10 protein-coding genes are annotated in these 14,980 nt (G+C 33.4%); 2 read left to right on the top strand and 8 right to left on the bottom strand.

Going from position 1 to position 14,980, the window contains the following annotated elements:
- The first annotated feature begins 216 nt into the window (after positions 1–216).
- Positions 217–1,218, top strand: coding sequence for a transposase (locus CHB81_RS21490; RefSeq protein WP_089353376.1), 1,002 nt, complete (start codon positions 217–219; stop codon positions 1,216–1,218).
- A 104-nt stretch (positions 1,219–1,322) separates the two neighbouring features.
- Here the strand turns inward: CHB81_RS21490 and CHB81_RS21485 are convergent, their stop codons facing one another.
- From CHB81_RS21485 to CHB81_RS21465, 5 genes are all read right to left on the bottom strand, one after another.
- Positions 1,323–1,814: a hypothetical protein gene (locus CHB81_RS21485; RefSeq protein WP_089353887.1), complete on the bottom strand. Its 492-nt coding sequence runs from the start codon at positions 1,812–1,814 to the stop codon at positions 1,323–1,325.
- Positions 1,815–1,847: 33 nt separating this feature from the next.
- Positions 1,848–2,279: a hypothetical protein gene (locus CHB81_RS21480; protein ID WP_089353886.1), complete on the bottom strand. Its 432-nt coding sequence runs from the start codon at positions 2,277–2,279 to the stop codon at positions 1,848–1,850.
- Positions 2,280–2,362: 83 nt separating this feature from the next.
- The gene (locus tag CHB81_RS21475) at positions 2,363–3,433 is read right to left on the bottom strand and encodes a PQQ-binding-like beta-propeller repeat protein (RefSeq protein ID WP_176427565.1); all 1,071 of its coding nucleotides are present in this window, start codon (positions 3,431–3,433) and stop codon (positions 2,363–2,365) included.
- Between the two features lie 126 nt (positions 3,434–3,559).
- Positions 3,560–4,483 carry a S9 family peptidase gene (locus tag CHB81_RS21470; protein ID WP_089353884.1) on the bottom strand — a complete coding sequence of 308 codons (924 nt, stop codon included), beginning with the start codon at positions 4,481–4,483 and terminating at the stop codon, positions 3,560–3,562.
- Positions 4,484–4,754: 271 nt separating this feature from the next.
- Positions 4,755–5,777, bottom strand: a complete 1,023-nt coding sequence (locus CHB81_RS21465) for an aldo/keto reductase (protein WP_089353883.1) — start codon at positions 5,775–5,777, stop codon at positions 4,755–4,757.
- 521 nt (positions 5,778–6,298) lie between these two features.
- Here CHB81_RS21465 and CHB81_RS21460 point away from each other — a divergent pair.
- Positions 6,299–6,604: a MazG nucleotide pyrophosphohydrolase domain-containing protein gene (locus tag CHB81_RS21460; protein WP_217899737.1), complete on the top strand. Its 306-nt coding sequence runs from the start codon at positions 6,299–6,301 to the stop codon at positions 6,602–6,604.
- A 355-nt stretch (positions 6,605–6,959) separates the two neighbouring features.
- On the opposite strand, the gene lysA is transcribed toward CHB81_RS21460, so the two are convergent.
- The 3 genes from lysA to gltB all read right to left on the bottom strand — a co-directional run bounded on the left by lysA (position 6,960) and on the right by gltB (position 14,755).
- Positions 6,960–8,183, bottom strand: coding sequence for a diaminopimelate decarboxylase (gene lysA, locus CHB81_RS21455; RefSeq protein WP_089353882.1), 1,224 nt, complete (start codon positions 8,181–8,183; stop codon positions 6,960–6,962).
- A 492-nt stretch (positions 8,184–8,675) separates the two neighbouring features.
- The gene (locus tag CHB81_RS21450; protein ID WP_089353881.1) at positions 8,676–10,130 is read right to left on the bottom strand and encodes a glutamate synthase subunit beta; all 1,455 of its coding nucleotides are present in this window, start codon (positions 10,128–10,130) and stop codon (positions 8,676–8,678) included.
- Positions 10,131–10,213: 83 nt separating this feature from the next.
- The gene (gene gltB, locus CHB81_RS21445; protein WP_089353880.1) at positions 10,214–14,755 is read right to left on the bottom strand and encodes a glutamate synthase large subunit; all 4,542 of its coding nucleotides are present in this window, start codon (positions 14,753–14,755) and stop codon (positions 10,214–10,216) included.
- Positions 14,756–14,980: the final 225 nt, after the last annotated feature.

The following is a 14,980-nucleotide window of genomic DNA, read 5'->3' as shown; positions in this document are numbered from 1 at the left end:
TTCGCCTTTACTTTGGATTAGATAAAAAACTTTAATTTTATTCAAAGGAAAGCAGAGGTGAACTTTAGACTTCGCTAGTTAAGAACCATGCTGTGCATTAGTCCTCTGCCTTCTCCTTGAATCTCGTTGAATTGCTTCAAATAGAATGATAGACATGACGGTCTAATAAAGGCTCTAAAGAAGTTCAACATTTTTATTCATCTTAAATTCAAAGTTATGAAAAAGTATTTATTTTATGTTGGTATCGATGTATCAAAAGCTAAATTAGACATTAATATTCTTGACGCTTTAACTCTTAAATCAGAGCATTTTATCATAGAAAACAATATTAAGAGTATTTCTATTTTTATTAAAAAACTGGATAGAAAAGTTGATAAAGAATGTACTCTTTTTTGTTGCGAGAACACAGGTGTTTATACTAATCATTTATCAAGTGTTATAGTAAAACTTAATTTAGATTTATGGATTGTTCCCGCTATTGAAATAAAAAAATCTAAAGGAATTTCAAGAGGAAAAAATGACAAAACTGATGCTAAAGATATTTCTTATTACAGCTATAGAAACATAGATAAATTAAAACTATTTACTTTATCAAGTAGAGATATTCAGAAATTAAAAATCCTTTACACAGAGAGAGAAAAAATACTAAAAGCCCTATTGCTTATACAAACGACTAAGGAAAGCAAAGCTTTTACTGATAAAATAATTTTCAAAGAAGTATCTCAGGTCAATCAATCGTTAGTCAAATCTATTAAAAATTCAATAAGTAAAATCGAATTAAAAATCAAAGAAGTAATAAAATCAAACGAGCAATTAAGCAAACAAGCTCAACTTATTAAATCAATTCCAGGGTTGGGGGAACAAACTAGTGTGTATTTGATAATTGCTACAAAAGGATTTACGGCATTTAAAAATTGGAGACAATTTGCCTGTTATTCAGGTGTTGCTCCTTTTGAATATAGTTCGGGTTCCAGTGTAAAAGGAAGGACGAGAGTAAATCATATGGCAGATAAAAAAATGAAGTCATTATTGCAAATGTGCGCTATGACAACATTAAAATATGACCCTCAATTAAAAGAATATTACAATAAGAAAAAAGCGGATGGTAAAAACTCAATGTTGGTTTTAAATAATATTAGATGCAAACTTATAAGCAGAGTTTTCGCTGTTATAAATAGAGAAACTCCTTATATCAATACTTATAAATTTGCATCTTGAATTTTAACCTTATTTATTTGTTTTTTATCATAGAATGCAGAGCGGGGATTATAAAAAGGAATTTCTTTCATAAGATATTTTAAATGTCTCAACTAGTGCGCGGGTTATTCGGTATGATATTTTTTTAAACAATCCTGATAAATTTCTTCCCTCCATTCTTCAAAAAGAGCAATTAAAGTTACAAACAATTCTTCGGATGAGTTTTCGGGTTGGGGATTTTTTAGCAAAGTTCCAATTCCAATATTGTGCGATTTACCGGAATGATTAATAGCATAATGCTGCTTACTCATATCTTCCATAAAGATATCGGCATAATGATATTTTAAAGTTAAAAGATCTAGATTTACTATTTCTGAAATGATATTTTTAATCTCAGAAGGTATTTCGCATTCAAATTGTTTTTCAAATTTGTCAAAATTTGTGGTGTAAAAACGTATCTGTACTTTGCACTCAAAAATCAAATCAATATAGATTCCTAAACTTAACAATCGTTCGCTCCAACCATCAGAATGATCATAAGACAGAATATAATCTTCGTTTAGTTTGAAATTTCCGGTATCGTCTATTCTTCTTATATCAAGTACCTCGAAGTTCATTTTAATTTTTTAATCAATTTGTATTTACTCTTTTTAAATAGTGTTTAATTCCATTTTCCAACTCCCATTTCCGGGACGATAAAGAATAGGAATAATACCAAATAAAAAAGCAATTTTTCGTTTAAATTTCCAGGTTCCAATAATTTCCGTTTTATTATCAGATAAAGTTCCGGAATAATATAATGTTGGATGTTTTCCTTCGAGACTTATTCTTTCTCCATTTGGATTTATCTGAATACGTTTTGGCATTTGTTTTATGAACGAAACTTTGTTTTTTATAATTTTCCCTGTAACTCTTCCTGTTTCTTTCATTCCGCCGGTTTTGATATCATCATTTACAATTCCGTTAAAATTAATGCCATCAAATTGTTCAATTGTAATATCGAAATTGGTTTTTTCAAAACCCATTGCTTTTTGTATTCTTTCATTTTCAAACTTATAGTAACCGCCCCAATTTCCTAACATTTTTATTTTATTTTCGATTTATAATTGCAATGTAAAATTTCTTGACTTTGTATTCGTTTTAATATTCTTTTTGAAATTAGACTTTATTTAAGAAGCCATATTTCGCTTCCGCCTGTTGGAAAATAAATTTTATTATTGTCAACAATTGGATTCAATATACCATAATTAAAGGGCTGAATGAAATTTGTTTTCCCGGTTTTGTAGTTTATCGAATATAGATTTCTGTTCATAGTTCCAAAATATAGATTTTCTTTAAAACTTATAATAGTAGTTTCTGCTGCATCTTCTTTTAAATCTAATGTCCAATTTTTTTTTCCGTTTTCGATATTCAAAGAAACTATTTTGTTGTCATATGTGCTTAAAATAACGTTTCCGTTTATAATACAAGGTTCATAATACAAATCGCAATTTAGAGATTTTGACCAAATTTCATTTCTGCTTTTATCATTTAACATCAGAATTTTTCCGCTTTTTAAATCTTTGTTTAGACAAACTAAAAGCCCATTTTCTGTTTTAAATTGTGTGATTTTTGAGAAATTTTTGTATTCATTTTTCCAAATAATTTCGCCGTTTTCGGTATTAATGGCTAATAGATTAGCAGTATGTTCTGATAAACCTAAATAAATATTATTTTTAAAAAACGCAGGTTTATTTGTTTCTGTAATAATTGAATTTTCAGGTAAAAACCAAATTACTTTTCCGTCTGTTTTGTTTAGTTTGCTAAATCCATTTCCCAGAACCGAACCATAAATATAATTTTCATATTGAGATAAATCAGTTTTTAAATTTGTTTCACTATTTATTTTCCATTTTAACTTCCCGGTTTTATCAAGATGAATTAATTCATTTCCGTATTCTGTTAAAAGCAGATTTTGATCACTTATTAATGGTTTTTGAAAAGGATTATAATCCGTTTTTATTTTGAACTTTACTTTTGCATTTTCTAAATTTATAGCATAAAAATCCCGATTTAAATTTCCGAAATATAACATTTTGTTTTTAGCAACTAAAGAAGTTGGTATCCATTCAAATTGTTTATTTCTCCAAAGTAATTTTACATATTTCTGATTGTCACCAATTGCATTTTTATTGTCGTTTTTACAACTTAAAAGAGAAAATAAAAAAGTAAAGATTATAATTTTTGTTATTTTCATTTTCAGATTTTCATTCACTAGAAATTTTGATTTAATTTTAAGAACAAAATGCTCTATAATTGATTTTATGAGATGCTTACCGAGTGATACCGAACAGGCGAAGAAAATCATAGGAAATACAAAATTTTACTTTTGATTCTTTAATTTAGCGATATTTTTCATCCAGTTAATTGCATCATTCATAGGCTCTTCGGAGTCTGAAAATGCTGTATTATGCCCCAGGTTTGGAAACAATTTGTGCTCATAATTTTTTCCTTTACCCTTTAATTTATTAAGATTTTCTATGGATAGATTCACAGGAACCTGAATGTCTTTGCCTCCATAAATCCAGAGTCCAGGAATCGATAATTTAGAAAGAATATCATTGGGATTTGTATCCGTAAACTCATATTTATCCGGGTCATTGAATACATGTTTTCTGGCATCTTCTTCTGTATGTGTCTCCCAAAATTTTTTATCTCCATTGGTATAAAATTGGAATCTCAATTGTTCTTTAACCGTTATAAGTGCTCCGCTAAATATAGTCATAAATTTGACTTTCTTATTTTTCTCTGCAGTCAATGGAATTATCCATCCAGCTTGACTACCTCCTATTAAACCTATTTGTATTTTATTATTAGACAAAGATTTAGATAAAGCATTTACAGCGGCACTAGCGTCCAGAGACAAAAGATTTAGGTTTGAGAAATCAACATTGTTAGTTCCTACTTCAGGTCCGGCATATAGACCGCTAGATTCTCCAACGCCGCGTTTGTCATAGGTTAAAACTGCAATTCCGTTGTTGGCCAGGAGTGTAGCAAATTTTGTCATTCTCTTTTCTTGTCCTGATCCATGAATAATCACAACGGCTGCCTGTATGTTGTTTGGTGTAAAAATAGTTCCTGCGAGTGAATTTCCTTCGCTAACAAATTTTATTTCCTTAGTAGTAAAATTTGGTGGGATTGCTGATGCATAACTAGTAACAAAAAAAAGCATTAAGAAAGAATACTTGCATAATTTTTTTGCTTTTAGAATGCTTTTAAAAATTGTCAATTTATTTTTATTTTTCATTTTTTCCAAATTCTTTCTAATTGACTAATGTTATAATTTAGTTCTTCTATATCAAGCTAAAATATTCATTTTTTTCTTATAAATTATCAAAGGAACTGTCTTTTATTATGAAAACGTTTTTGCGTCAGGGATCGAGGCGTTATCCTTTTGTGAAGTGGAACGAAGCAAAAGATATAGCCGAAAGCCCGACCCGCCTTTTTTCGGCGGGAGACGCCCAAATGATTAAAATTCAATTTTTCTAAATTCCAAATTCCAATTCTAAAGATTGTAGTTATTTTGTTTTCGCATTCAATAAAACAGGATCTTGAAGATTAATAAATGTTGCTGGATATTTTGGTTCTAATTTTGTTAGTTCGTCAATTTCACTGATCTCTTTTTCGTTCAGTTGAATTTCCTGACAGGCTAGATTTTCTTTTAGCTGCTCGGTTTTGCTAACGCCAATAATAACAGAAGAAACTACTTTTTTTGTTAATAGCCAACTTAAAGAAATCGCTGTAACGGTGGTATTATGACGTTTTGCAATTTCGGTTAATTTGTCAATAACAGTATATCCAAGTTCTCTATCAAAAAGTCCAAGGTCAAAGTTGTTCAGTCGGCTGTCTTTAGGAGTTGGATTGTCTCTTGTATATTTTCCGGTTAAAAAGCCACTGCTTAAAGGTGACCAAACCATCATTCCTATTCCATAATGCAAACTCATGGGGATTGTTTCACGTTCAACCTCTCGATTCAAAATGGAGTAGTGCATTTGTGATGCTACAAATGGGCTGTAATGCAGGTCTTTTTGTCGCTGTGTCATGGCAGCTGCTTTCCAGGCTTGATAATTAGAAAATCCAATATATCGAACTTTGCCTTGCTGAACTAAGTTTTCTAAAGCTTTCAAAGTTTCATCAATTGGGGTAATGGGATCATCATTATGGAGTAACAAAACATCAAGGTAATCAGTTTGCAAATTTTTTAGACTATTGTGGCATTGCTCAATGATATGTTTAGAATTTACGCCAGCATTAAATGCCTGTTCTCCGGTTCTAAAAGATAACTTGGTGGTAATTAATACATCTTTTCGTTTTTTGTTTAAAACCTTTCCAAGAATAATTTCACTTTGTCCATTTCCGTAGCCGTCTGCGGTATCAAAAAAGTTAATGCCATTATCAATAGCACTATCGACTAGCTCGGCTGCTTTTTTTTCGTCTATTGTGGATTGAAATCCAAAATGTTCTCCTTGTCCAAACGTCATTGTTCCAAGGCAAAGCTCAGATACAATTAAGCCAGAATTTCCTAATTGTTTGTATTTCATATTTAAGTTTTTAAGATTATGAATTTATTCAAAAAAATGAAGTCAAAATTCTGTATTATAATTAGTTGTGTAAAAGTAACTTGTGTTTTTTCTGACAGTTTAAAACGAAATTATAAAAAAATAAGATTGATTTTGCAAAGAAAGACACAATTACGGAAACCATTTTTTAGGATCCTTTTGAATTGTTTTTTTTAGAAAAATTCAATAGATTTTCTGAATTTTTGTTGTAGTAAAAAAAATCATGCTTCATAAGAAACGGGATTTTTACAATAGATATTCTCTTTTTTTTTTATTTTAAACTGTTGCAGCAACTTCTTGTGGCAACGGAATTTGATTTTTAAGCAAATCTTCGAATGTTTCGTGTTGACGAATTAAGATTCTTTTTTCAAAGTATTGAACATTGTTTTTTTTGTGCGATTTTTTCTATAAAAAAATAAAATAGTTTGTATCTTGGAAAACAATAGCATATTTTCTTATTATTGAAAAAAGGAAGGAAATAATTAAACACAAATTAGAATATAATGGATTTAAAAACTCTAACAGAAAAAGTGGTAATGGTATCTGATCAGTATGAAAAAAACTGTAATATAAAAAGAGATGAAGATTGGTATATTTTAAAACTGCATGAAGAAGTAGGGGAATTGACGCAAAATTATCTTTCGTATACACTTAGAGGAAGGGATAGGAATTTAACAAAAGAAGAATTAAAAAAGAATATCTCGAATGAATTAGCCGATGTTTTTGGGCAAATTTTATTGTTTGCGAATTATCACAATATAGACTTAGATAAGGCTATGGAAGATAAATGGTTTTCATATCTCAAATAGATTGGCAATAGGTTCGTTCTGTTATTTGATTCCCTAAAATATATTTGAGTTGTGAGTGCGTCAGGGATAGAGGCGGTATCCTTTTGTGAAGTGAAACGGAACAAAAAATATAGCCGAAAGCCCGGCCCGTTTTTTTCGGCGGGAGACGCCATAAAAATAAGTTTCAGGTTTTAAACCCCAATTATCCACAATCTTATCATTTCTGAAATGACGAACGTGGTGGTAGACCTTGTGGATTCTAAGATTTTGTAGCCTGACAATCCGGAATCTAAAATCTAAACTCAGAAATCTACAATAAAAAAATCCCGTCTCAATTAAGAAACGGGATTCAATAGATATTCTCTTTTTTTTTATTTTAAACTGTTGCAGCAACTTCTTGTGGCAACGGAATTTGATTTTTAAGCAAATCTTCGAATGTTTCGTGTTGACGAATTAAGATTCCTTGTCCGTCTTTCCATAAAACCTCAGCTGGTTTGTATCTTGAATTGTAGTTCGAAGACATGGAGAAACAGTATGCTCCAGCGTTTCTGAAAGCAAGAATATCACCTTCGGTAATTTCCGAAATCTTGCGGTTGTTGGCAAATGTATCTGTTTCGCAAATGTATCCTACAACAGAGTAAAAACGCTCTTTTCCTTTTGGATTAGAAATGTTTTCAATATAATGTTGTGAACCGTAAAACATTGGGCGAATTAAGTGGTTGAAACCACTGTCAATCCCGGCGAAAACTGTGGAGGTTGTTTGTTTTACTACGTTTACTTTTGCTAAGAAGAAACCTGCTTCGCTCACCAGGAATTTTCCTGGTTCGAAAATCAACGTTAAATCTTTACCGTATTCTGTACAGAAAGCATTGAATCTTTTTGATAATTTTTTACCTAATTCTTCAATATCTGTTTCGATATCGTCTTTTTTGTAAGGAACTTTAAATCCGCTTCCGAAATCTAAAAATTCAAGATCTTTGAAGTGTTTTGCTGTATCAAACAAGATTTCGGCAGCATACAAGAATACCTCGATATCAAGAATATCAGATCCTGTGTGCATGTGAATTCCAACGATGCTCATTTTTGTATTCTCTACAATTCGCAAGATATGCGGTATTTGATGTACCGAAATTCCAAATTTACTATCGATATGTCCTACCGAAATATTAGCATTTCCTCCCGCCATTACGTGTGGATTGATACGAATACATACCGGAATTTGTGGATATTTTGTTCCGAATTGCTCCAGAATAGATAAGTTGTCAATATTGATTTGTACACCCATTGCGGCAACCTCTTCGATTTCTTCAAGAGAAACTCCGTTTGGTGTAAAAAAGATTTTGTCAGGATCATAGCCAGCATGAAGTCCCAATAAAACTTCTTGAATTGATACAGTATCTAAGCCAGACCCCATGTTCTTTAGTAACTGAAGAATCGCAACATTTGACAATGCCTTCATGGCGTAATTAACTCTCAAGTTTTCTACCTTAGAGAAAGCTTTAGTTAACCTATTGTACTGAGATTGGATTTTTTCGGCATCATAAACATATAATGGACTTCCAAATTGGTCTGCTAACTGCAGTAAATCTTTTGCTTGCATTTTTTAAACTATTTTGGACAAATTTATTATTCTTTTGAGTAACCACAAATTTTTTGTAGAAAAATAACAAATTATAACAAATTGTTTGTTTTTAAACAAAAAGTGGTTTATTTCGAATTTTTGTAAAATTCTCTTTAGGTTCTAAGTTGCTGAGGTTCTAAGGTACTAAGATTTTTTCACAGGTTAAAGGATTAGCGCAGATTATTTATATTTTTCGCCACGAATTTGCTTCGCCTGTTCGCTATCGCTCGGGTCACGAATTTTCTCTAATTAAACTTGCGCATAGTAAAACTCTAACAATAAAAATTAGAGAAAAGTCGTGAAATTCGTGGCGAAAAAAAAGCCCCTGAATTAATTCAGGGGCTTCTGTTAGTTGTGTGTTATAAGGTTTAAAGACTACCTGATAATTTTTGATCTTTTAAGTTTTTTTAAGATGAAGGAAGTAAGAAAAACTTAGAACCTTAGCAACTTAGTATCTTAGTAACTCAAAAACTAAAGACTCGGTAAGTCTCCGTTTCCTTTGGTTGGCAAGTTGGTAGAGCCCATTAAGAACAAATCTACTTCTCTTGCTGCTTCGCGACCTTCTGAAATAGCCCATACAATTAACGATTGTCCTCTTCGCATATCACCAGCGGTGAAAATATGCGGAACATTCGTTTGATAATTTTTTGCTTTATAGTTGCTTCTCATGTCAACTTCAAGACCTAATTGCTCGCTTAAAGTTTTCTCGGGACCTGTAAATCCTAAAGCTAATAAAGCTAAATCGCAAGGCCAGATTTTCTCTGATCCTTCTTTTTCGATTAATTCAGGACGTTGACCAGGAGTCATTTTCCATTGAACCTCAACGGTTTTTAATCCTGTTAATTCTCCTTTATCATTCGCGATGAATTCTTTAGTATTGATTAACCAGTTTCTGTCGCAACCTTCTTCGTGAGAAGACGAAGTTTTTAACTGCAATGGCCAGAAAGGCCAAGGAGTAGACTCGCTTCTTCCAACGGGAGGTTTTGGTAAAATCTCAAAGTTAGTTACTGATTTTGCTCCATGTCTGTTTGAAGTTCCAATACAATCTGAACCTGTATCTCCACCACCAATTACGATTACATCTTTTCCAGTAGCTTTAATTTGATCTGGAATTGACTCTCCATATAAAACTTTAGTTTGTTGTGTCAAGAAATCCATTGCCTGAACAACACCTTTGCTTTCGATTCCTTTAGTTGGCAAACTTCTTCTTTCTGTTGCTCCACCACATAATACGATAGAATCAAAAGTATTTAGTTCTTCAACACTAAAGTTTACACCAACATTTACATCAGTTTTAAAAGTGATTCCTTCAGCTTCAAGGATTGCAACACGTCTGTCGATGATTCCTTTTTCTAATTTGAAATTCGGAATTCCGTAACGTAATAAACCTCCAATAGCATTGTCTCTTTCAAAAACAGTTACCGTGTGACCGGCTCTGTTTAATTGTTGAGCTGCTGCTAAACCTGCAGGACCTGAACCAATAACGGCAACAGTTTTTCCTGTTCTCTTTTTTGGTGGCTGTGGTTTAATCCATCCTTCGGCAAAACCTCTTTCGATAATGTTTTTCTCGATGTTTTCGATTGCAACCGGTTCTTTAATGATTCCTAATACACATGATTTCTCACATGGAGCAGGGCATAAGCGACCTGTAAATTCAGGAAAGTTATTCGTAGATTGTAATATCTCTAATGCACTTTGCCATTCTTCCTGATGCACCATGTCGTTGAAATCAGGAATTAAATTTCCTAATGGACAAGAACTGTGACAAAAAGGAATTCCACAATCCATACATCTCGAACCTTGTTCTTTTATTTTATCTTTTGCTAACGGAATAGTAAATTCGTTGTAGTTCGAAACACGTTCTGCAACTGCTAAATTACTTTCGTCGGCTCTGTTATATTCTTTAAATCCGCCTATTTTACCCATGACTTAAAATTTATCCTCCCCTCAGTCCCCTCCAAAGGAGGGGAAGCTAAAATGGGAATGAAATTATTTATTTTTTTACTATTTTAATTGTTTGCAAGTTCTTCCACAAGCTCCCCCTTTGGGGGCTGGGGGGATTTCTCTTCTGCAATTCGTTGTAATGCTTTTTTGTAATCAGTTGGCATCACTTTTACGAAATTGTTTTGTTCATTTTCCCAGTCTGCTAAAATTCTTTTTGCTAATGGACTGCTGGTATACAATGAATGGTTTTTGATCAATCGTTTTAGTTTTGTAACGTCTTCCTCTTCCATCGGATCAAATGCAACCATTTCCATGTTACATAAAGTTGAATCGAATTTTTGATTTGGATCATACACATAAGCTACACCACCGCTCATACCAGCTGCGAAGTTTCTTCCTGTTTTTCCTAAAACAACGACTGTACCACCAGTCATGTACTCGCATCCGTGATCTCCAATTCCTTCAACAACTGCTGTTGCTCCAGAATTTCTCACACAAAAACGCTCACCGGCCATTCCATTAATATAAGCCTCTCCGGTAATAGCTCCGTAAAGGGCAACGTTACCAATAATGATGTTCTCTTCAGGTTTGAAGGTTGCAGTAGGAGGGACTTTGATAATCAATTTTCCTCCTGAAAGACCTTTTCCTAAGTAATCATTACAGTTTCCGTGAATCTTAAACGACAATCCGTTTGTTGCAAATGCACCAAAACTTTGTCCGGCAGAACCTTCAAAATCAACTAAAATAGTGTCGTCAGGTAAACCTTGTGCGCCATATATTTTTGAGATTTCATTACTCAAAATGGCACCTACAGAACGGTCTGTATTTTTAATTTTAAACGTAACTCTTGTTTTTTCTTTTCTATAAATAGACGGAATCGCTTCTTTGATAATCGCAAAATCCAATACGTTTTCTAAATCGTGATCTTGTTCAGTTGTATTGTGATTTGGTACAGTTTTCGCTTTTTCCGGTTTGTATAGAATTGATGATAAATCTAAACCATTGGCTTTGTAATGTTTGATCGCTTTATTCACATTTAATTTTTGTGATTGACCTACCATTTCTTTTAAGGTTCTGAAACCTAATTGTGCCATGATTTCTCTTAATTCTTCGGCAATAAAATACATGAAGTTGATTACGTGCTCTGGAGTTCCTTTGAAATTTTTTCTTAATTCAGGATCCTGAGTTGCAATACCAACCGGACAAGTATTTAAGTGACAAGCTCTCATCATAATACAGCCAGAAGCTACAAGAGGAGCAGTTGCAAAACCAAACTCTTCGGCTCCTAACAATGCAGCGATAGCTACATCACGACCTGTTTTCAATTGTCCGTCACATTCCAGAACTACACGGCTTCTTAAATCATTTAAGATCAAAGTTTGTTGTGCTTCTGCTAAACCAAGTTCCCACGGAATTCCTGTGTGTTGTAATGAAGTAAGTGGTGCAGCACCAGTTCCTCCATCATAACCAGAAATTAGGATAACGTCAGCTTTTGCTTTGGCAACACCGGCAGCAATAGTTCCAACTCCAACTTCAGAAACTAATTTTACGTTGATACGCGCTTCACGATTCGCATTTTTCAAATCATAAATCAACTGAGACAAATCCTCAATAGAATAAATATCGTGGTGAGGCGGAGGCGAAATCAAACCTACATAAGGTGTAGAGTTTCTGGTTTCGGCAATCCAAGGCACTACTTTTTCTCCAGGAAGCTGTCCACCTTCACCAGGTTTTGCCCCTTGAGCCATTTTAATCTGAATTTCTTTAGCGTTTGTCAAATAGTTGATCGAAACACCAAAACGTCCAGATGCAACTTGTTTGATGGCACTATTTCTAGAATCTCCGTTAATTTCTTTCTGGAAACGTTTTGGATCTTCTCCACCTTCTCCAGAGTTACTTTTTCCGCCAATTCTGTTCATTGCAATCGCAAGATTCTCGTGTGCTTCTCTACTGATAGATCCGTAAGACATCGCACCCGTTTTGAATTTCTTCACAATTTCGGTCCAAGGTTCTACTTCATCAATAGAAATCGGATCTAAATTATTGAATTCAAACATTCCTCTAATAGTCATTAAATTTGAGCTTTGCTCGTTAACCATATTAGAGTATTCTTTATAACTTTCAGGACTGTTTAAACGAACTGCCTGTTGTAATTTAGAAATAGTTGTTGGATTAAACATGTGTTTTTCTCCACCACGTCTCCATCTGTAAATACCTCCAATTTCTAAAGGAAGCAAGTTGGCCACTTTTGAATTTGGAAATGCTTTTTGGAAACGTTTCTTCACTTCTTTTTCTACTTCGATCAAACCAATTCCTTCGATTCTTGAAGGTGTGTAAGGGAAATATTTAGAAGTAAATGTTTTGTTTAAACCTAAAATCTCGAAAATCTGAGCAGCTCTGTACGAATGTAAAGTAGAGATACCAATTTTGTTCATGATTTTAACGATTCCTTTTGCGATCGCTTTGTTGTAATTTACAACTGCATAATCAGCTTTTACGCCTGTGATGAATCCTTGTGCTACCTGATCGTAAATGATTTCGTTTACCATGTATGGATTGATCGCACTTGCGCCATATCCAAACAATAAAGCAAAGTGATGCGGTTCGCGAGGTTCTGCAGATTCGATTATGATTCCGAATTTAGAACGAACTTGCAAGATATTCAAAGAGTGGTGAATGTAAGAACAAGCCAATAACATAGGAATTGGAGCTAATTCTTCGCTTACACCTCTATCAGAAAGGATAATAATGTTACATCCTTCAGAAACTGCTTTAAAAGTTGCCTGAACACATTTTTCAAGCGCACGCTCTAAACCATTAACTCCTTTTTCTATTTTGTATAAAGTAGAAATGGTAGCCGATTTGAAATCTACGTGATCAATGTTTCTTATTTTATCTAAATCCTCGTTAGAAATAACAGGGTTCTGAATTTTTAGTTTTTTACATTGTTTAGATTCAATTTCAAAAATATTGAAATCTCCCCCAATTGCTAAACTGATATCAGTAATGATTTCTTCACGAATACCATCCAAAGGAGGATTGGTAACCTGAGCAAATAATTGTTTGAAATAGTTGTACAACAACTGTGGTTGGTCTGATAAAACAGCCAAAGGCGTATCGTTACCCATAGAACTGATTGCTTCAGCTCCCTGACCTCCCATTGGGTTAATGATGGTTTTTAAATCTTCAATCGTATAACCAAATAAACGTTGTCTTGTTAAGAAATCAAGTTTCTCAACCGGAGTAGGATTATTGGTATATGGAATTTTAGATAAAGGCAACAAATTAGCATCGATCCATTCTTTGTACGGACGTTTGGTAACAATTGCTTTTTTAACTTCTTCGTCTTCAATAATACGACCTTCGTTCATATCAACCAAGAACATTTTCCCTGGCTCTAAACGTCCGTGCTGAATTACATCTTCAGGATCGATATCCAATACACCAATTTCTGATGACATGATTACGAATCCGCTTTTTGTTAAGGTATAACGAGAAGGACGCAAACCATTTCTGTCTAGTAAGGCACCAATTACGTTACCATCTGTAAACGGAATAGAAGCAGGACCATCCCAAGGTTCCATAATACAAGCGTTGAACTCGTAGAATGCTTTTTTCTCCTCAGACATTGTCTGGTGTTTTTCCCAAGCTTCAGGAACTACCATCATCATCGCTTCAGGTAATGAACGGCCTGTCATTAATAAAAGTTCTACAACCATATCCATAGAAGCAGAATCTGATTTTCCTTCTAAGATAATTGGGAATAGTTTTTTGATATCATCGCCAAAAACCTTGCTTTGCATAAGCTCTTCACGAGCACGCATACGGCTAACGTTTCCACGAAGTGTATTGATCTCACCATTATGACACATGTACCTAAACGGTTGAGCTAGCTCCCATGAAGGGAAAGTATTTGTAGAGAAACGTTGGTGAACTAACGCCAAACGAGTCACTAAATCTGGATCTTTTAAGTCAACATAATAACGGCTGATGTCTTCCGGCATCAATAGACCTTTATATATTATGGTAGTTGTCGATAAACTAGAGAAATAAAACATGTGACTTTCAGAGGTTTTTGATCCTCTTACGGCATGTTCAGCAATTTTTCTAGCTGCAAAAAGTTTTGCATTAAATTCTTGTTCAGTTAAATCCTGACCGTTTTTGCTAACAAAAACTTGTTTAACTGTTGGTTCTTTTTCTGCGGCAATCTGCCCTAAATTTTCAGCTTCAACAGGTACATCTCTCCAACCTAAGATCTTTAAATTTTGATCTTTGATAGTCGATTCGAAAGCGTTCATGCAAAAAGAAACCTGGTTTTTACTTTTTGGTAAAAAAACCATTCCTACTGCATACTCACGCGTTTCAGGGATTTCAAAATCACATACTTTTTTAAAAAAAGCGTGTGGGATATCGAATAAAATTCCAGCCCCGTCTCCAGTTCTTCCATCAGAACTAACGGCACCACGATGTTCCAATTTTATTAAGATATCCAATGCTTTGTGAATAATATCGTTTGATTTAATACCATTCAAATTACAAATAAATCCTGCACCACAATTGTCGTGTTCAAATTCAGGCAAATAAAGCCCTTGTTCTTTAACTTTCATTCTTGATATTTTTTCTACAAAAATAAAGATTTCGTTAAACATAATGTATTGAAATTATAATTTGACTTACATTTTTATCGTAATATTAGAAAAACGCTTCTTAATTGATAATAATATTATATTAAGCATTGCGAATTGCCAAAATCATAAAGCAGATTGGAATATATTAAGAAAAATCGCCGCAAGGCTAATGAATACGGTCATGTTTTTGTTAAATATCAAACG

Source organism: Flavobacterium sp. ov086 (assembly GCF_900187965.1).
Classification (GTDB): domain Bacteria; phylum Bacteroidota; class Bacteroidia; order Flavobacteriales; family Flavobacteriaceae; genus Flavobacterium.
The sequence above is the reverse complement of the archived record's forward strand: the minus strand, read 5'-3'. Positions and strand labels throughout refer to the sequence as shown.

Coding starts and splice junctions, on each gene's coding strand:
- CHB81_RS21490 (WP_089353376.1), top strand. CDS start 217: ATGAAAAAGTATTTATTTTATGTTGGTATCGATGTATCAAAAGCTAAA.
- CHB81_RS21485 (WP_089353887.1), bottom strand. CDS start 1,814: ATGAACTTCGAGGTACTTGATATAAGAAGAATAGACGATACCGGAAAT.
- CHB81_RS21480 (WP_089353886.1), bottom strand. CDS start 2,279: ATGTTAGGAAATTGGGGCGGTTACTATAAGTTTGAAAATGAAAGAATA.
- CHB81_RS21475 (WP_176427565.1), bottom strand. CDS start 3,433: ATGAAAATAACAAAAATTATAATCTTTACTTTTTTATTTTCTCTTTTA.
- CHB81_RS21470 (WP_089353884.1), bottom strand. CDS start 4,483: ATGAAAAATAAAAATAAATTGACAATTTTTAAAAGCATTCTAAAAGCA.
- CHB81_RS21465 (WP_089353883.1), bottom strand. CDS start 5,777: ATGAAATACAAACAATTAGGAAATTCTGGCTTAATTGTATCTGAGCTT.
- CHB81_RS21460 (WP_217899737.1), top strand. CDS start 6,299: ATGGATTTAAAAACTCTAACAGAAAAAGTGGTAATGGTATCTGATCAG.
- lysA (WP_089353882.1), bottom strand. CDS start 8,183: ATGCAAGCAAAAGATTTACTGCAGTTAGCAGACCAATTTGGAAGTCCA.
- CHB81_RS21450 (WP_089353881.1), bottom strand. CDS start 10,130: ATGGGTAAAATAGGCGGATTTAAAGAATATAACAGAGCCGACGAAAGT.
- gltB (WP_089353880.1), bottom strand. CDS start 14,755: ATGAAAGTTAAAGAACAAGGGCTTTATTTGCCTGAATTTGAACACGAC.